Raw genomic sequence first — 18098 nt, forward strand, 5'->3', positions numbered from 1 at the left:
AACCGCGCTGGCTCGCGAAGTCGCATGCAGCCGTGGTAGACACGCGACGATGTCCCTCACCACAACGCCCGAACCCGCCGAGCTTGTCGCCTGGTATGCCGAGATGGGCATCACCGAGGCGCTGGACGAGGTGACCCACGACCATTTCGCGCAGGCGCAGGACCGTGTCGCAAGCACGCAATCCGTGGGCGACGCACCGCGCCCCCGCCCCACGCTCCCGCCGCGTCCCGGACAGGCGCCGGCCGTGGTCGCACGCCCCAGCGCGGCCACTGCGACTGCGCCCGACGACGCCACGGTCAGCGCCAAGGTGCTGGCTGCGGAGGCGGCGACGCTCGACGATCTGAAGCAGGCTCTGGCAAAATTCGAGGGCTGCGCGCTCAAGGCGACCGCGAAGAACCTCGTCTTCGCCGACGGCAACCCCGCCGGGCGCGTGATGTTCGTCGGCGAGGCGCCGGGCGCCGACGAGGACCGGATCGGCCTGCCCTTCGTCGGACGTTCCGGGCAGTTGCTCGACCGGATGCTGGCGGCGATCGGGCTCAGCCGCAAGGACGACGTCTACATCGCCAATCTGCTGCCCTGGCGGCCGCCGGGCAACCGCACGCCGACGCCGCAGGAGGTTTCGATCTGCCTGCCCTTCATCCAGCGCCAGATCCAGCTCGCCGACCCCGACATCCTGATCTGCATCGGCGGACCGTCGGCGCAGGGGCTGCTCGGGCTCTCCGGCATCCTGGCCTCGCGCGGCAAATGGCTGGAATACGACACCGGCACGCGGCGCATCCGCGCCATGGCGACGCTGCACCCGGCCTATCTGCTGCGCCAGCCGCTGCAGAAGCGCCTGGCCTGGCGCGACATGAGGGCGCTGAAGACGGCGCTCGAAGCGGCGGGGACGCCGGAACCGGCAGCGACGGCCGGGGTTGAATGACGGCTTGAGTTCCGGCCGTCTCTCCTTGAGATTGCGGGCGGGCTCGGAGATTGCCCGCAGGCTTACGGGGACCGACGCCATGCAATGGGAAGATTATCGCCAGTCCGAGAATGTCGAGGACCGGCGCGGCGGCGGTGGCGGCGGCGATTTCGCCGGCCTTCCCGGCGGGCGCGGAGGCCTGGGCATCGGCACCATGGTCGTGCTCGGCCTCGTCGGCTGGGCGCTCGGCATCGATCCGCGCCTGCTGATCGGCGGCGCAGAGCTGATCGGCGGCATCGGTGGGCGACAGGCTCCGACGCAGGAAACGCGCCGCTCGGCCGGGCCACCGGCGGACGACATGGGTCGCTTCGTCTCGGCCGTTCTGGCGCAGAACGAGGATGTCTGGACGAAGCTTCTGCCGCAACAGGCCAACAAGCGCTACGAGCAGCCGCGCCTGGTCCTGTTCAATCGCGCCACCAGTTCGGCCTGCGGCCGGGCGCAGTCGGCGATGGGGCCGTTCTACTGCCCGCCCGACAAGCGCGTCTATCTCGACACCTCCTTCTTCCAGGAGATGCAGCGCAAGCTCGGCGGCGGCGGCGATTTCGCCTATGCCTATGTGATCGGCCACGAGGTCGGCCACCACATCCAGAACCTGATCGGCATCCTGCCCAAGGCCAACGAGCTGCGCGAGCGCTCGAACGAGGTCAAGGCCAACGAGATCTCGGTGCGGATCGAGCTTCAGGCCGACTGCTTCGCCGGCGTCTGGGCGCATAACATCCAGGCGATGGGGCGGATCGATCAGAGCGATGTCGAGGAAGCGATGCGCACGGCCGCAGCGATCGGCGACGACATGCTGCAAAAGGCCTCTCGCGGCGAGGTGGTGCCCGATTCCTTCACGCATGGTTCCTCGGCCCAGCGCCAGCGCTGGTTCAACACCGGGCTGAAGAGCGGCTCGATGCAGAGCTGCGACACGTTCAGGGCGCAGCAGTTGTAGGGGGATGAGGGCGCGGATCGGGGAGGGAGAGGCCGATCTGCGCCACGCCATGAGCCCGATCATAGATGTACGCCGTGCAGCCCGGAATGAGAAGAAAAGGCATCGCTAAACTGGCCTCAACAGCCTACTTTTCAAAAAAATAATAACAGGGAGGTTACCATGCGACGCCGTACGTTTCTGGCAGGAAGCGCCGCTACGCTTTTTGCTGCGCCCGCCATCGCGCAGAAGGTCGCGACGCTGCGTTTCGTGCCGCAAGCGAATCTGACGTCGCTCGATCCGATCTGGACAACCGCAACGGTCACCAACAACCACGCCTATTACGTCTATGACGTCCTATACGCCTGCGGGGCCGATATGAAGCCGCGCCCGCAGATGGCGGAGGGACACCAGGTCTCGGACGATGGTCGCACCTGGACGATCAAGTTGCGCGATGGCCTGATGTTCCATGACATGACTCCCGTGCGCAGCCGTGATTGCGCGGCGAGCATCGAGCGCTGGAGCAAGCGTGACACGTTCGGCCAGATCATGGGGAAGACCGTCGACCGCTACGAGACGCCGGATGACAAGACCCTCGTCATCAAACTCACGCGCCCCTTCCCTCTCCTCTTGGATGCGCTCGCAAAACCCGATTCCAGTATTGCCTGGATCATGCCGGCGCGTTTTGCCGAGACCGATCCCTATAAGGCCTTCACCGAGGCGGTCGGCTCCGGTCCCTACCGTTTCCTTCCCGGGGAATACGTCTCGGGCAGCCGCTGCGCCTATGAGAAATTCGGCGCCTATGTTCCGCGCTCCGAGCCTGTCGAATGGGGTTCAGGGGCCAAGATCGCGCATTTTCCGCGCATCGAATGGACCATCATGCCGGACCCTGCAACCGCCGCGGCTGCCATTCAGAATGGCGAAATCGACTGGTGGGAACAGCCCCTGCCGGATCTTCTGCCGGTGCTTGCGAAGGCCGGCATCACGCTGCAGGTCGATCAGCCGGGCGGGCGCCACGCCTTCGCACGGGTCAATCACCTCCAAGCGCCGTTCAACAACAAGAAGGTGCGCCAGGCCTTCATGATGGCGGTGAACCAGCAGAGTTACATGCAGGCTGTACAGGGCGACGACAAATCGCTCTGGTCGGCCTGCCGGAGCCCCTATCCGTGCGGGACGGCCTACGAAAAGGATTACGGCTCGACCCTCATGAAGGGCGATATCGAGGCTGCCAAGAAGCTTCTCGCGGAGTCCGGCTACAAGGGCGAGCAGACCGTCGTCATCAACCCGACGGATTTTCCAGCCATCGGCCCGCTCGGGCAGGTGACTGCCGACCTCCTGCAGCGCGTCGGCTTCAACGTCGATCTCCGGGAAAGCGACTGGGGTACGGTGGTGCAGAGAAGAGCCAGCCGCGAGAGTACCGACAAGGGCGGCTGGAGCGTTTTCCATAGCTTTGGCAGCGCACCAAATTACTCCAACCCTGCGGTCTCCTCGCTGGTTCGCGAGCAGGGAACATCTGGTTGGTTCGGCTGGCCGGAGAACCCCAAGGCTGAGGCCATGATACAGGATTGGCTCGACGCGAAGGACGAGGCGAACCGGACGCGCATCGCCGAGGCAATCGGCGCGACGGCGATGGAAGATTGCGCGACGATTCCCGTCGGGCGCTTTTTCATCAAGACAGCGTACCGCAAATCCATCACCGGGGTGCTGCAGGGGATCGCGCCCTACCCCTTCAATGTCAGGCCCGCCTGATCCTCGCCCCACTCGCCGTTGCCAGGCGCGGGCCAACCGGCCCCGCGCCTGGTCATTCTGCGGAAAATTACAAAACGCGCCTGGCGGTGCGCCGCCCGCCCCTCATCATCAACCCACGCAAAAAGCGGGCGGCGTTTTCAAGCGCCTGCCGGAATCGGGCCACCCTCACGCTGCACCCAGCCACAGCCGGCGGTGACGATCAGGGTCAGGTCGAGCGAGCGGGTGTGCCAGGCCCTGCGCGCGCCGGGCTCGAAGGTGACCAGCGCCGTGGCGATCCGCGCCGGCTCGGGCGGGTTGAACAGCAGGCCGATGCGGACAGCGCCTGTGAAATGGTCCGCCGACCTCTTAGCCTGAGGGCTGAGAACCGCTTCGCTTGATCTCCATCGTCGCTTTCTCCTGTTCACTGCCGTCTCCGGCATAGATATGGCCCGGAGAGCCTGACGCCGCAGTGCGCCGGCTTACGGCGACGTCACCCCCATCAGTCCCCGGCGCGCTCGCGCCTGACGGACAGACGACGCGGCGCGGCTCCGAGGCGGCCCGAGAGGACATGGCCCTTGGGGACGATCAGCCCGGGACGCAGGCGGCGGGGACCGAAGGAGATGGCGGCCCGCTCGCGTAGCGAGCCTGCGACGCCGCGCAGCGGAATCAGCGCCGGTGCGTCGGGCGCGACGATAAGATGGCGCTCGGCGACCTGGGCCCAGTGCGGCTGCGGCACGTCGCCTGCTTCGAGCAGGAACAGCCAGTCACCGCGCGCCTGGGCCGCGCCGAGATGCCAGCCCTCGGCCCCGCCTACGCGCAGATAGCTCGCGCCCGTCGCATCGGCGAGGCGCTCGATATCGGCATGGCCCGATGCATCGACCACAACGGCGTGGCCGAGGAAGCCGTCGGCGACGGCCGGGATGAGAACCGAGAAGGTCGCGGCCAGCGCCTCAGCCGAGCCAGCGACGCGTATGACCGCAGTGAGCATGCGCAAATCCTTATGGCGCAGCGCAGCATGTCGCAATCCTGTCACTTGCAATCTGTTCTCTATATGTTCACATTCACAGTCACAGATATCGTCGATTCCCGGCGATTTTCAGGAATGGTTCAACGCCATGAGCCAAGGCAGAGCCTCATCGCGGCCGATTCCGGCCCAGCCGCTCAAGCGGCATGACGCGGCGCCAATGTCGGTGTCCGCGCGCGTCGCGCCCGTCGATCCGCTCGCCCATATCGGCCATCGCATCGATCCAGACCGGCGGCGCGGGCGCGGCGCGACGCTCAATCCGGGCGCGCGCTACGAGGCCGAGCAGCGTACGCCTGAGGATGATGGCTGGGGCTCGCTCGGCGAGTTGCCGGCCTTCAAGACCGAGGTCTCGGTCGAGAGGGCGCGCACCATCATTACCAAGAACGACTCGCCCGATATCTCGTTCGACCGTTCGATCAACCCCTATCGCGGCTGCGAGCATGGCTGCGTCTACTGCTTCGCGCGGCCGACCCATGCCTATCTCGGCCTGTCGCCCGGGCTCGATTTCGAGAGCAAGCTGACGGCCAAGCCCGATGCGGCGCTGCTGCTCGAGAAGGAGCTATCAGCGGCCTCCTACCAGCCGCGCACCATCGCGATCGGCACCAACACCGACGCCTATCAGCCGATCGAGCGGAAGCTGCGGATCATGCGCGGCATCCTCGAGGTGCTGGAGCGCTTCAACCATCCGGTCGGGATCGTGACGAAATCGGCGCTGGTGCAGCGCGACATCGACATCCTCGCTCCGATGGCGGCCAAGGGGCTGGCCAAGGTGGCGATCTCCGTGACGACGCTCGACCCCAAGGTCGCACGCGGCATGGAGCCGCGCGCCGCCTCGCCGGCCAAGCGGCTGGAGACGATCAAGGCGCTGTCGGAGGCGGGCATCCCGGTGACCGTACTGGTCGCGCCGATCATCCCGGCGATCAACGAGCACGAGATCGAGCGCATCCTCGACGCCGCCAAGGCTGCCGGTGCGCGCGAGGCTGGCTATGTGCTGCTGCGGCTGCCGCTGGAGGTGAAGGACCTCGTGCAGGACTGGCTCCTGACGCACCATCCCGACAAGCTCCGCCATGTCGTCTCGCTGATCCGCTCGACGCGCGGCGGCAAGGATTACGACGCGAACTGGGGCCAGCGCATGGTCGGCTCGGGCCCCTATGCCTGGATGATCGGCCGGCGCTTCGAGATGGCGGCCGAGCGGTTCGGCTTCAACGGGGCAAGGACGCGGCTGCGCAGCGACCTGTTCCTTAGGCCGGAGAAGGAGAAGGTGCAGCTGAGCTTGTTCTGACGGCGGCGCGGTCGGGTCGGTGGCCGTCAGGCGCGCAGGGCCGCGGCAACGGCGGGCGGAGGCTCGCCGCCATCTTGCGTCGAAGGGACCATTTCGTAGCGGAAGAACCGCATCGTCACGGTGCCAAGCCCCTCGGTCAGGGCGCGCAACTGGGTGGCGTAGCCGAACAGATGCGAGAGCGGCGCCGTCGCGTCGATGACGATGTCGGCTCCGCGGTTCTGGCGGCCTTCGACGCGGCTGCGGCGCGATTTGAGATCGGCGATGACCGAACCGGTATAATCTTCCGAGGTCACGACCTCGACCTCCATGATCGGCTCGAGCAGCACCGGGCTGCCCTGCTGCAGGCCTTTGCGAAACGCAGCGCGCGAAGCGATTTCGAAGGCCAGGGCCGAGGAGTCGACCTCGTGAAAGGCGCCGTCGATCAGCGTCACCTTGACGTCGACCACGGGGAAACCGGCGAGCACACCCGAGCCGATGACCGAGCTCACGCCCTTCTCGGCGCCTACGATGTAGTCCTCCGGCACCGCGCCGCCGGCGATCTTCGACTCAAACGCGACGCCCTCGTCGAATGCGAGGCCGTTGCCGATCTCGTTGGGCTCGACCACCAGCTTGACGCGGGCGAACTGGCCGAGGCCGCCGGTCTGCGTCTTGTGGATGTAGTCGATCTCCACCTTGCTGGTGATCGTCTCGCGATAGGCCACCTGCGGCCCACCGATGTTGAAGGAGGGCCCAAATCCGTCCTTCAACGCATGGATGACATCGTCAAGGTGCGACTCGCTCCGGCCGCCCAGGATGGTCTGCCCGGACTCCGGATCGGTCGAGACGCGCAGATACGAATCTTCACTGGCGAGCTTCGTCAACGCCATGCCCAGTTTCGCCTGATCGGCCCTGGACTTTGGCTCGATCGCAATCGAGATCAGCGGCGGGGAGGATGACGGCACGTCCTGCATTGGCAGAATCTCGCATGGCTCCCGTTCGGCGGCAATGATCGGGCTGATGCCGTGGACAGCTTCGTCGAGAGCATCGCACACCGGCACCGGATGTTGCATAAGCCCGCCATGACCGCCCATTTCCATCGCGAGACGCATGCAATCTCCAAAGGACTCTGGCCGCTCGCCGGGATCGACGAGGTCGGGCGCGGGCCGCTGGCCGGGCCTGTGGTGGCGGCTGCCGTCATCCTCGATCCGCAGGCCGTGCCGGATGGGCTCGATGATTCCAAGAACCTGACGCCGGCCCGGCGCGAGGAACTGTTCGAGATCATCGCCGGATCGGCGCTCGCCATCGGCATCGCCAGCGCGACCGCCGTCGAGATCGATACGATCAATATCCGGCAGGCGACGTTGCTGGCGATGCGCCGGGCGGTGGCGGCGCTTCCGGTCCAGCCGCTCAGCGTGCTGGTCGATGGCAACGACCCGCCGGTGCTGGCCTGCTCCTGCGAATCCATCATCGGCGGCGATGCGCTGGTGGCCTCGATCGCGGCGGCCTCGATCATCGCCAAGGTGACGCGCGACGCGATGATGGCGCGGCTGTGCCAGCGCTATCCGGCCTATGGCTTCTCGGCCCATGCCGGTTACGGCACGCCGCAGCATCGCGCGGCGCTGCAGGCGCACGGCCCCTGCGCCGAGCATCGCTACTCGTTCGCGCCGGTGAAGGGCGTCTGGCGGCGGTGACCGGGAGCGTCGCCAGACGTTTCCGCTGTCATGGTCGGGCTTGTCCCGACCATGACAGCGAGGGAATCGCGTGCGCTGCGAGCCTCCGACCATTAACCCGCTCTTAGCAATTGCCCTTATCCACCAAAGGGGCTGGGCAAAAACTGCAGCCCCAAAACGAGACGCATTTTTTTCATCGCGGAAACCCGGCTTTTACCCTGACTCGGCATGATCGCGACTGTTGAAGTTGCGTAACGGTCTTGGGGCGTCATGGGTATTTTGCGTGCCGAGGCTACCAGCGCCGCCGTCCGGATTCAGGTTCCGCGTACCGGACGGCCCGCGCTGCAGTCCCGATTGAAGCCTGCGAGCGTCCCGCTCGAACTCCCGCTCGACCAGGTCCTCGTCGGCGACTGCATCGCCGCGATCGAACGGCTGCCGGCGGCCAGCGTCGACCTCGTCTTCGCCGACCCTCCGTATAATCTCCAGCTTGGCGGCGATCTGCGCCGGCCGGACGACAGCCTCGTCGATGCCGTCGACGACGACTGGGACAAGTTCTCGTCCTTTGCCGAATACGACGCCTTCACCCACGCCTGGCTTTCGGCCTGCCGCCGCGTGCTGAAGCCCGACGGCGCGCTCTGGGTCATCGGCAGCTATCACAACATCTTCCGTGTCGGCTCGATCCTGCAGGATCTCGGCTTCTGGATGCTGAACGACATCGTCTGGCGCAAGGCCAACCCGATGCCGAATTTCCGCGGCCGGCGCTTCACCAATGCGCATGAGACGCTGATCTGGGCGGCGCGCGGCGAGAGTTCCAAATACACCTTCCATTACGAGGCGCTGAAAGGGGGCAATGACGACCTCCAGATGCGCTCGGACTGGTATCTGCCGCTGTGCACCGGCGAGGAGCGCCTGAAGGACGCACTCGGCGCAAAGGTGCATCCGACGCAGAAGCCGGAAGCCCTGCTCGCCCGCGTCATGCTCTCGGCCAGCAATCCCGGCGACGTGATCCTCGATCCGTTCTTCGGCACGGGCACGACGGGCGCCGTCGCCAAGGCGCTCGGCCGGCATTTCATCGGCTGCGAGCGCGACGCCACCTATGCCGATGCCGCCCGCAAGCGCATCGACGCGATCACGCCGCTGCCGCCGGAGGCCTTCGCGATCGCGCCCTCCAAGCGCAGCGAGCCGCGCGTGCCGTTCCTCTCTTTGGTCGAGGCCGGGCTGGTCAAGGCCGGCGAGGCCGTGACCGACGAGAAGCGCCGCCACAAGGCGGTGATCCGCGCCGACGGCACGCTGGTGCTGGGGCCGGCAGTCGGCTCGATCCACAAGGTCGGCGCGCTGGCGCAGGGCCTGCCGAGCTGCAATGGCTGGACCTTCTGGCATGTCGAACGGCCGGGCGGGCTGATGCTGCTCGACAACCTTCGGGCCGAAATCCGGACGCAGATGGCGGCGGCCTGACAGGCGGCCCCAGTGCCGATCTTGGCGGCCTATCCTTCGTTCAAATGACGTTGGGCCTGCCGCGCTGACCTATGGTCGTCTCCGCCAAGAGAGGCGTCTGGCACGGAGGCGGCGGCGATGGTGACGATCCTCAAGGCCGGCTCGACAGGGGCGGAGGTCAAGAAACTCCAGGAAGCCCTGAACGCCAAGCTGAAGCCCAAGCCGCCACTCGTACCCGATGCACGCTTCGGCAACCTGACGCGCACCGCGGTCAAGGCATTCCAGAAGGCGAACTGGCTCGTCGAGGATGGCGAGGCGGGAGCTGCCACGCAGTCCTGCCTCTACAACACGGAAGCCTTCACGCCGATCCTGCACAAGATTTCCTTCATCGCCCAGCCGACGAATACGACCTGCTGGGCGACATCGACCGCGATGATGAAGAGGTCGACGGTGCCGATCGTCATCGCCAAGACGCCGGCGGACATGATCCTGCCCGATGGCAGCCTGGCGAACTCGTCTGAAACCGACCAGGCCATCGTCTCCGGCACCCGCTACGGCAAGATTCACGGGCTGCTCTGCAACGCGCCGCAATCCTGGTCGGTCGACAAGCTGAAACAGGCGCTGATGCGCGGCCCGCTGATGTTCGACATGCTCTGGAACGTCGGTGAATACACCGCCGGCCGCGGCAGCCCCGGCCATATGATCGTGATCGTTGGTATGCGCGGCGATGGCGAGGGCGACGGGCTCGGCACCACTCTGCGGATCCACGACCCCTGGCCGCCCAATCGCGGCAAGATCTACTCTAAGGGCTATGCGAAATGGGCCGTCGAGCTGCCGACGATGACCTATCGCGTCTTCGAGTTGCAATAAGCCCGGGGCGTCATGCCATAGCGCCGGCCGTCTCCAGAACTTTCAACATCACGCTCGAAAACGGCTCCTCGCCGAGGCGGCCGACGGCTGTGAAGCGCATGCCCGGCGGGGCCTGCATGCCGGCGGGGGCCGTCGCGACAAACACCGTCAACTCCAGCGGGAAATGCGTGAAGACATGCCGCACCGGCGGGGCCAACTGGCGCCAGCGGGTGACGACCGGCGCGTCCTGAGCGGCGCCGTCCAGCTCGTAGTCGGCGCGCCACTCGCTGGTCGGCACCTCGGCCATGCCGCCGAGCAGGCCCTTGGGCGGACGGGTGCGCAGCAGCAGCGCGCCATCCTCGCGCCGCAGCACGAAAGCCGCGCCATAGCGGGTGGCGCCAGCCTTCTTCGCCGCCTTTCTCGGAAAGCTCTCCTGCGTGCCCGCGATGCGGGCGAGGCAGGGCTCGCGCCAGGGGCACAGGCCGCAAGCCGGATTGCGCGGTGTGCAGATGGTGGCGCCGAGATCCATCAAGCCTTGCGCGAAATCGCCCGGCCGGTCGTGCGGCATTAGCGCCAGAACGCGCTCGCGCACCAGCGGGCGGGCGCCGGGCAGCAGATCCTCTATGGTGAAGAGCCGCGTCATCACCCGCTCGACATTGCCGTCCACCGCTGCGGCGGGCCGGTTGAAGGCGATCGCCGCGACGGCGCCGGCCGTATAGGCGCCGATGCCCGGCAGGGTGCGCAGGCCGTCCTCGGTGTCGGGAAAGCGCCCGCCATGGTTGGCGACGACGGCCATCGCGCAGGCATGGAGATTGCGAGCGCGCGAATAGTAACCCAAGCCCGCCCAAGCCTGCATGACCTCCTCGGAGGGCGCGGCCGCGAGCGCGGCCACGGTCGGGAAGCGCGCCATGAAGCGCTCGTAATAGGGCTTCACCGCCGCGATCGTGGTCTGCTGCAGCATGATCTCGGAGGCCCAGACCCGGTAGGGATCGGCCCGCTCACCGGCCAGCGCGCGCCAGGGCAGGACACGACGGTGGCGGTCGTACCAGGCGAGGAGATCGGCGGCGGCGGGCCCTGCTCTCATGGAAGCGACAGGTTGGTCGCGATGCCGAGCGAGAGCGCCGTCTTGCCGGAGAGCCGATGGACGCCCTTGAATTCGGAGCCCGTCATCAACGAGGCGGCGCCGGGGACGCCCATCTCATAATACATCGCGATCATGGCGGCGCTGGCAGCGCCGGAATAGTCATGGCCGGTACGGCCGACCGAGCTGCCGGCATGAAAACCGAGGCCGCCGCGCTGCTTGGCGTCACCGTCGGAAAAGCCGGCGTTCAGGTAGTAACGTCGCGTGCCGGCGGCGAAGAGCCCGGTGCAGGCACTGCTGCACTGTCCGCGAGCCGCGTCGACAACCGTGGCATAGCCTTTTTCACGGATCAGCCGGGCCATCTCATTCGCCGGAAAGATGAAGCCGCCGACGCTGCTCAGATAAACGACCTTGATCTGGCCGGCTTCCGGCCGCCCGAGATAGTCGCGCAGCAGATGTTGATCGCCATTGCGGATGGGTCCGCCGATCGCCAGCACGATCCCCTTCTGCAGGAACTCGACCGCCAAGGCCTCGCCACCCAACCCAAAAAAAGCGGCCATCGCCGCCACAACCCAGCGCATCGTCGTTCCCCAACCAGCCCGTGGGCCTTTTAGGACCCCGGCTACAGACGCACAATCATGCGATGGTCGATGTGGTTCAGGTTCGATCCGGCTCCGGCCAGGCTCGCATGGCGTGACGGGCCGCGGCCTCGAGTTCGGCGCGGCTGGCGCCGTCGCGGGCAAGGATCGACATGCCGTTCTGCACCGCCACACCAAGACGCGCGAGGCCGGGAATGTCGGTATCCGCGGGGAGTTCGCCGTCAGCGACCGCGCGGGCGAGGCGCTCTTCCACACGCGTCAGAGCCAAGGTCCGCGCGGCCCGCACCCGCTCGCCGAGTTCGGCATGGCCTTCGCTGCCGACGGCCGAGAGGGTTACCATACAGCCGAGCGGGTCGTTCTGGCTGCAAGAGCCGGTCAGCGCCGCCGCCGAATCCATGAGCAGCGCCGTCACCGCCTCGCGTGCCGTGGGAGCAGCGCGAAAGTTCTGCCAGACCAGGCCCTCGTAACGTTCTGCGTAATAGCGCAAAGCCTCGGCATAGAGCTCCTCCTTGGAGCCGAACGCCGCATAGAGGCTCGGCGAACCGATCCCCATCGCGTCGGTGAGGTCTGCGACGGAGGTTGCCGCATAGCCCTTCAGCCAGAACAGGCGGGTCGCCGTTGCCAGCGCCGCCTCACGATCGAAGCGGCGCGGGCGGCCCCGGCTGCGCGCCGACTCAACTCCGGAATTCTGTCCACCCGATTTCTGCATCGGTCGATATATAATTCCCTTGACGCCAGGAGGCAACGTGCCTAGCTAATTCTGTATCGTTCAATACAGAAAGATCGAACCATGATTGAATTGACTGGCAAGCGCGCCCTCGTCACCGGCGCATCGCGCGGCATCGGAGCGGCGATCGCCCTGGCGCTGGCGGAACAGGGCGCAGATGTCGCCATCACCTATGAGCGCTCGGCCGAACGGGCGGCGGAGGTGGTGCGCGCCATTGAGGCGAAGGGGCGGCGCGGCTTCGCGATCCAGGCCGACAGCGCCGATGCGGAGGCCGTGAAACGCTCCGTCGATCAGGCGGCGCAGAGCCTCGGCGGCCTCGACATCCTCGTGAACAATGCCGGCATCGCCCGTGGTGGCCCCGTGGCAGAGGCGAGCCTTGCCGATATCGACGCGCTGCTCGCCGTCAACATCCGCTCCGTCGTGCTGGCCTCGCAGGCCGCGATCGCGCATCTGTCGGAGGGCGGCCGCATCGTCTCGATCGGCTCCTGCCTCGCCGAGCGTGTGCCCTTCCCCGGCATCACGATCTATTCGATGACGAAGTCGGCGCTGCTCGCCTTCACGCGTGGACTGGCCCGCGAACTTGGGCCGCGCGGCATCACCGTCAACCTGGTGCATCCTGGCCCGACCGACACCGACATGAACCCGGCGACGGGCGAGGACGCGGACGGCCAGCGCGCACTGACCGCACTCGGCCATTACGGCAAGCCGGAGGATGTCGCGGCGGCCGTCGCCTTCCTGGCCAGCCCGGCCGCGCGGCAGATCACAGGCACCGGCATCTCCGTCGATGGCGGTGCTAACGCCTGAGCCGCAACGATCCGCTCACCCTGACGATCCGATCCGCCCGCAGGCTTGCGGGCGGATCGACGCGCGCCCACAATGGCGCATGGCCGTGAAACCCCTTGCCGATCTGATCGACGATTTGCTGGCGCCCGCGCTGGCGGCGCAGGGCTTTGCCGGGCGGGCGATCGTCTCGCTCTGGCCCGAGATCGTCGGCGAGCGGCTGAGCCTGCGCACGCGGCCGCTCAAGATCGACTGGCCGCGCCGCAGGCCAGCGCCGGGCGAGACGGCCGAGCCGGCGACGATGGTGGTGCGCGTCGAGAGCGCCTTTGCGCTCGAAATGCAGCAGCTCGGACCGATCGTGCTGGAACGGGTCAACACCCATCTCGGCTGGCGCGCCGTCGGCAAGCTCGTGCTCAAGCAGGGGCCGGTCGAGGCAGCCGCGCCGAAACGCGCGCCGCAGCCGCTTGATCCGGCCATCGCGGCGCGTGTCGAGCAGCAGGTCTCCGGCGTTTCCGACCCGGCCTTGCGGGCTTCGCTGGAGCGGCTCGGGCGCCATGTCGCGGAGAAGCATGTGGTTCAGGGCACGAAGCGCAGCGCCCTCGACACGGCTTCGTGAGCAGGCGCAACAACGGGCGGTGACGATCTTGCCACAATCGTTGCGGCCTCTATGGTCCCGGCAAGCGATTTGCGACTTTCAGCCATCTGCACTTCCAGGGACGAGTACCATGACGAACAGGCGACAGCTTCTGACGGGGACAGCCGGGCTCGCGGCCGCCGCGATGCTGGGTTCGCCCGCGGCGCAGGCCCAGGCCGATCTCGCCACGCCCGGCCCGCTCGGCGATGTCTGGCTCGGCCCGGAGAGCGCCAAGGTCACGATCATCGAATACGCCTCGCTGACCTGCGGCCATTGCGCGGCCTTCCACAAGGACACCTGGCCGGCGCTGAAGGCGAAGTACATCGACACCGGCAAGGTGCGCTTCACGCTGCGCGAATTCCCGCTCGATCCGCTGGCGACGGCGGGCTTCATGCTGGCGCGCTGCAATGGCAACGACAAATACGTCGCGATGACCGACCTGCTCTTCGCCCAGCAGCGGGCCTGGGCCTTCACCGACAAGCCGGTCGATGCGCTCTCGGCCATGGTCAAGCAGGCCGGTTTCACACAGGATTCGTTTGAAGCCTGCTTGAAAAGGCAGGATATCTATGACGCCGTCACAGTCGTGAAGGATCGTGGAGCCAAGGCTGGCGTGGACTCGACGCCGACCTTCTTCATCAACGGGCAGAAGCGTTCAGGTGCGCTCTCGATCGCCGAATTCGACAAGCTGCTGGAGCCGCTGCTGGCGGGCTGAGGATGGCTGTCTTCGTCGATACAGTCTCCAAGTCATCCCGGACGCAGCGAAGCGGAGCTCCGGGATCCATCCTAGAGCGCCGTCGTTCCCTATGATGGATCCCGGAGCTGCGCGGCTGCGCCGCTTGTCCGGGATGACGGCGGTGGGTAGGGCGAGCGAGGCGCGTCGATGCATCTCACGCGCCTGAAACTCACCGGCTTCAAGACCTTCGTCGAGCCGACGGAATTCCTGATCGAGCCCGGGCTGACCGGCGTCGTCGGGCCCAATGGCTGTGGCAAGTCCAATCTCGTCGAAGCGTTGCGCTGGGTGATGGGTGAAAGCTCATTCAAGAACATGCGCGGCTCGGGGATGGACGACGTCATCTTCGCCGGCTCCAACGAGCGCCCCGGCCGCAACATGGCCGAGGTCGCGCTGACGCTCGACAATACCGACCGCAAGGCGCCGGCCGCCTTCAACGAGACCGACGTGCTCGAAGTCACCCGCCGGATCGAGCGCGAGGAGGGCTCGACCTATCGCGTCAACGGCAAGGAGGTGCGGGCGCGGGACGTGCAGCTCCTCTTCGCCGATGCCGCCACGGGCGCGCGCTCGCCCGCTCTCGTCAGGCAAGGTCAGATCGCCGAAATCATCTCGGCCAAGCCGCAATCGCGCCGGCGCATCCTTGAGGACGCCGCCGGCATCGCCGGGCTGCACAGCCGCCGCCACGAAGCGGAATTGCGGCTGAAGGGCGCTGAGGAGAACCTGACCCGGCTGGAAGATGTGCTCGGCGAGATCGACCAGCAGATCGAGGCGCTGCAGCGCCAGGCACGGCAGGCCTCGCGCTATCGTAGCCTCGCCTCCGACATCCGCCGGGCCGAGGCGACGCTGGCGCTGATCGCGCATCACGAGGCGCGGACGCAGGAGGCCCATGCCGAGCGGGCGCTGGAGGCGGCGCTGCGCGGGGTCGCCGACCAGACCGGCATCCAGGCGGAAGCCGCCAAACGGCAGGCCGTGGCCGCCCATGAATTGCCGGCGCTGCGTGAAGGCGAGGCGTCAGCCGCTGCAGGGCTGGTGCGGCTCAAACGCGGGCTCGACGAATTGGAAGCCGAGAACAGGCGCGCCAAACAGCGGGCCGAAGAGCTTGGCCGGCGGCTGGCGGAGTTGCAGGGCGATCTCGCCCGGCAGGAGAGCGTGGCGCGCGACGCGACCGAGAGCCTGACAAGGCTGGCCGACGAGGATGCGGCGCTGGCCCGCGATGGCGAGGGCGCGACTGAGGGAGCCCAGACGGCTGCCGCAGCGCTGGCTGAGGCCGAAGCCGCGCTCGCCACGGCGGAGGCCGACCACACCGCAGCGCAAGCGGCTCTGTCCGAGCTCGGCGCGAGGCGCGGGGCGCTGGAACGGGCGCTGCGCGAGACCAGGGAGCGTGAGACCCGCGCGGCTTCGGAGCGCGAGCGCCTGCTGCGCGACCAGACAGCGCTCGATGCCAGCGCAGCCGCCGTGCCGCTCGAAGGGTTGCGCAATGCCGTCGCCAGCGCCGAGACCGCGATGCGCGACAGCGATGCGACTGCGGCCACGGCACGATCGGCATTGGCGACTGCCCGCGAGCGTGAGACGCAGATGCGGGCGCCGCTGACTGATGCCGACCGCCGGGCGCAGCGGCTGGAGACCGAGATCCGGACGCTGCAGAAGCTGCTGGCGCCGGCGAGCGGCGGGCGCTGGCCAGCGATCCTCGATTCGATCGCTGTCGCCAAGGGTTTCGAGGTGGCGCTGGGGGCGGCGCTCGGCGACGATCTCGATGCCGCCACCGATCTCTCCGCACCGAGCCATTGGCGCGATACCGGGCCGGGTGCGGACGATCCGGCCCTGCCGGCGGGCGCCGAGCCGCTTGCCGCGCATGTGCGCGGCCCCGACGCGCTGAAACGTCGCCTCGCCCAGATCGGCGTCGTGGCGCGCGGCGAAGGCCCGCGCCTGCGCGAAGCCCTGAAGCCCGGGCAGCGGCTGGTCTCGCGCGAGGGCGACATCTGGCGCTGGGACGGTTTTACCGGCGCGGCCGAGGCGCCCTCCCCCGCCGCCCGGCGGCTCGCCGAGAAGAACCGGCTCGGCGATCTCGAACGCGAGGCGCAAGGCGCGCAGGAAGCCGCCGAAGCCGCCCGGGAGGCGCTCGATCTGGCGATGCAGGACGCGAAAGTGGCCGCGCAGGCCGAGGCGACGGCGCTCGATGCCGCCCGCCAGGCGCGGCGCCTGCTCGACCAGGCGCGCGAGCAGTTCGCTGTGGCGGAACGCAAGGCCAGCGAGGTCGCGACGCGGCGCTCGGCCCTGACGGAGGCGATCGGCCGGCTCGGCCAGACCATCGCGGAGGCTGCCGCGCAGGCTGCAACGCAGGAGCAGTCGGTCGCGGCGCTGCCGCCCTCGGCCGAATTGGAGAGCACGCTGCTGAAGACGCGCGTCGCGCTTGGCGAACAGCGCATCGCAGCCTCGGATGCCCGGGCGCGGGTGCAGACCCTGTCGCGCGAGGCGGAACTGCGGGCGAGCCGCCGCGCCGCCATCGCCGCCGACGTCAAAGCCTGGCGCGAGCGCGCAGAGACCGGCGGCCAGACTGCCGAGGAAACGCGGCGCCGAATCGAGACGGTCGCTGCGGAGCAAGCAGCGCTGCTGGAGGCCCCCGACACCTTCCTGACCGAGCGGCGCCGGCTGGTCGCCGAGATCGAGAGCGCGGAGACGCAAAGGCGCGAGGCTGCCGACCGGCTGGCCATCGGCGAGGCGGCGCTGGCCGAGGCTGATCGGCAGGCGCGCATAGCGCTGGAAGGCCTGTCGGGCGCGCGCGAGATCCGGGCCGCCGCCGAGGCCAAGCTGGAGGCGGCGCGCCAGCGCGCCTCGGATGTGGCTCGGCAGATCGAGGATGGTCTGGAGACCCGTCTCGACGGTTTACAGGCGATGGCCGGGCTGAAGGCCGGCGAGGACCCGCCGGAGCAGGACGGGGTCGAGCGGCGCCTAGCGGGGCTGAAGGCCGAGCGCGAGCGGCTTGGCGCGGTCAATCTGCGGGCCGAGGACGAACTGATCGAGATCAAGGCCAAGCGCGAGGGGCTGACGGGCGAGCGCGACGATCTGAGCGAGGCGATCCGCCGGTTGCGGCAGGCGATCAGCGCGCTCAACCGCGAGGGGCGCGAGCGGCTTCTGGCCGCCTTCGAGATCGTCAACGGACAGTTCCAGCGGCTGTTCGCCGTGCTCTTCGGCGGGGGGACGGCCGAGCTGAAACTGGTCGATGCGGAGGACCCGCTCGATGCCGGGCTCGAGATCTTCGCCCGGCCGCCCGGCAAGAAGCCGCAGGTGATGACGCTGCTCTCGGGCGGCGAGCAGGCCCTGACCGCGACCGCGCTGATCTTCGCGGTGTTCCTGACCAATCCCTCGCCGATCTGCGTGCTCGACGAGGTCGATGCGCCGCTCGACGACGCCAATGTCGAGCGCTATTGCGACCTGCTCGACGAGATGGCGCGCGACACCCAGACCCGCTTCATCCTGATCACCCACAACCCGATCACCATGGCGCGGATGGACCGGCTTTTCGGCGTCACCATGGCCGAGCGCGGCGTCAGCCAGATGGTCTCGGTCGATCTCGCGACGGCCGAGCGCATCCGCGAAGCGGTCTGAGCGGCTGAAAAAACGCCACAATCGTCTTCGCAATGCGGCAAGAATGTCGCACTTGCCCCGAATTTATAGATATTCCAATGCGTTAGGTGACATTGCCCTGCCTT

Annotated in this window: 15 protein-coding genes and 2 pseudogenes; 11 read left to right on the plus strand and 6 right to left on the minus strand. The window is 67.8% G+C overall.

What is annotated here, in order from left to right:
- Window positions 1–49 precede the first annotated feature (49 nt).
- From AC1DYU_RS09670 to AC1DYU_RS09680, 3 genes are all read left to right on the plus strand, one after another.
- Window positions 50–922, plus strand: a complete 873-nt coding sequence (locus tag AC1DYU_RS09670) for a uracil-DNA glycosylase (protein ID WP_476791438.1) — start codon at window positions 50–52, stop codon at window positions 920–922.
- 79 nt (window positions 923–1001) lie between these two features.
- Window positions 1002–1895 (plus strand): KPN_02809 family neutral zinc metallopeptidase, encoded by an 894-nt coding sequence (gene ypfJ, locus AC1DYU_RS09675; RefSeq protein ID WP_476791439.1) that lies wholly within the window; start codon window positions 1002–1004, stop codon window positions 1893–1895.
- A 354-nt stretch (window positions 1896–2249) separates the two neighbouring features.
- The gene (locus AC1DYU_RS09680) at window positions 2250–3620 is read left to right on the plus strand and encodes an ABC transporter substrate-binding protein (RefSeq protein WP_476791440.1); all 1371 of its coding nucleotides are present in this window, start codon (window positions 2250–2252) and stop codon (window positions 3618–3620) included.
- A 152-nt stretch (window positions 3621–3772) separates the two neighbouring features.
- Here AC1DYU_RS09680 and AC1DYU_RS09685 read toward each other — a convergent pair.
- A pseudogene (locus AC1DYU_RS09685) lies at window positions 3773–4004 on the minus strand (cupin domain-containing protein); the annotation flags it as partial.
- Between the two features lie 94 nt (window positions 4005–4098).
- Window positions 4099–4587: a glycosyltransferase family A protein gene (locus AC1DYU_RS09690; protein ID WP_476791441.1), complete on the minus strand. Its 489-nt coding sequence runs from the start codon at window positions 4585–4587 to the stop codon at window positions 4099–4101.
- A 196-nt stretch (window positions 4588–4783) separates the two neighbouring features.
- Between AC1DYU_RS09690 and AC1DYU_RS09695 the strand changes: the two genes are divergently transcribed.
- Entirely contained in the window at window positions 4784–5905 is a 1122-nt protein-coding gene (locus AC1DYU_RS09695) for a PA0069 family radical SAM protein (RefSeq protein WP_476791732.1), read from the plus strand.
- A gap of 26 nt (window positions 5906–5931) precedes the next feature.
- On the opposite strand, the pseudogene AC1DYU_RS09700 reads toward AC1DYU_RS09695, so the two are convergent.
- A pseudogene (locus tag AC1DYU_RS09700) lies at window positions 5932–6828 on the minus strand (translation factor GTPase family protein); the annotation flags it as partial.
- Window positions 6829–6945: 117 nt separating this feature from the next.
- Here AC1DYU_RS09700 and AC1DYU_RS09705 point away from each other — a divergent pair.
- The 3 genes from AC1DYU_RS09705 (at window position 6946) to AC1DYU_RS09715 (ending at window position 9858) form a co-directional block, all read left to right on the plus strand.
- The gene (locus AC1DYU_RS09705; protein WP_476791442.1) at window positions 6946–7575 is read left to right on the plus strand and encodes a ribonuclease HII; all 630 of its coding nucleotides are present in this window, start codon (window positions 6946–6948) and stop codon (window positions 7573–7575) included.
- Window positions 7576–7824: 249 nt separating this feature from the next.
- Window positions 7825–9009, plus strand: a complete 1185-nt coding sequence (locus AC1DYU_RS09710) for a DNA methyltransferase (protein WP_476791443.1) — start codon at window positions 7825–7827, stop codon at window positions 9007–9009.
- Between the two features lie 117 nt (window positions 9010–9126).
- Window positions 9127–9858: a peptidoglycan-binding protein gene (locus AC1DYU_RS09715; protein WP_476791444.1), complete on the plus strand. Its 732-nt coding sequence runs from the start codon at window positions 9127–9129 to the stop codon at window positions 9856–9858.
- A gap of 10 nt (window positions 9859–9868) precedes the next feature.
- Here AC1DYU_RS09715 and mutY read toward each other — a convergent pair whose 3' ends face one another.
- The 3 genes from mutY to AC1DYU_RS09730 all read right to left on the minus strand — a co-directional run bounded on the left by mutY (window position 9869) and on the right by AC1DYU_RS09730 (window position 12226).
- Complete coding sequence (mutY, locus tag AC1DYU_RS09720; protein ID WP_476791445.1) at window positions 9869–10921, minus strand: A/G-specific adenine glycosylase; 1053 nt, start codon at window positions 10919–10921, stop codon at window positions 9869–9871.
- On the minus strand, window positions 10918–11478 hold the full coding sequence (locus AC1DYU_RS09725; protein WP_476791446.1) for a hypothetical protein: 561 nt from the start codon (window positions 11476–11478) through the stop codon (window positions 10918–10920). Before AC1DYU_RS09725 ends, mutY begins: the two co-directional genes overlap by 4 nt.
- Before the next feature lie 97 nt (window positions 11479–11575).
- Window positions 11576–12226 (minus strand): TetR/AcrR family transcriptional regulator, encoded by a 651-nt coding sequence (locus AC1DYU_RS09730; protein WP_476791447.1) that lies wholly within the window; start codon window positions 12224–12226, stop codon window positions 11576–11578.
- An 81-nt stretch (window positions 12227–12307) separates the two neighbouring features.
- Here AC1DYU_RS09730 and AC1DYU_RS09735 point away from each other — a divergent pair, with 81 nt between their 5' ends.
- From AC1DYU_RS09735 to AC1DYU_RS09750, 4 genes are all read left to right on the plus strand, one after another.
- Window positions 12308–13048: an SDR family oxidoreductase gene (locus tag AC1DYU_RS09735; protein ID WP_476791448.1), complete on the plus strand. Its 741-nt coding sequence runs from the start codon at window positions 12308–12310 to the stop codon at window positions 13046–13048.
- 79 nt (window positions 13049–13127) lie between these two features.
- A complete protein-coding gene (locus tag AC1DYU_RS09740) occupies window positions 13128–13640 on the plus strand; it encodes a DUF721 domain-containing protein (RefSeq protein ID WP_476791449.1) in 513 nt (170 codons plus the stop codon).
- A 109-nt stretch (window positions 13641–13749) separates the two neighbouring features.
- Entirely contained in the window at window positions 13750–14370 is a 621-nt protein-coding gene (locus AC1DYU_RS09745) for a DsbA family protein (protein ID WP_476791450.1), read from the plus strand.
- Between the two features lie 168 nt (window positions 14371–14538).
- The gene (locus tag AC1DYU_RS09750; protein WP_476791451.1) at window positions 14539–17994 is read left to right on the plus strand and encodes a chromosome segregation SMC family protein; all 3456 of its coding nucleotides are present in this window, start codon (window positions 14539–14541) and stop codon (window positions 17992–17994) included.
- Window positions 17995–18098 lie beyond the last annotated feature (104 nt).

This window comes from Allobosea sp. P2_B12, from assembly GCF_056404835.1.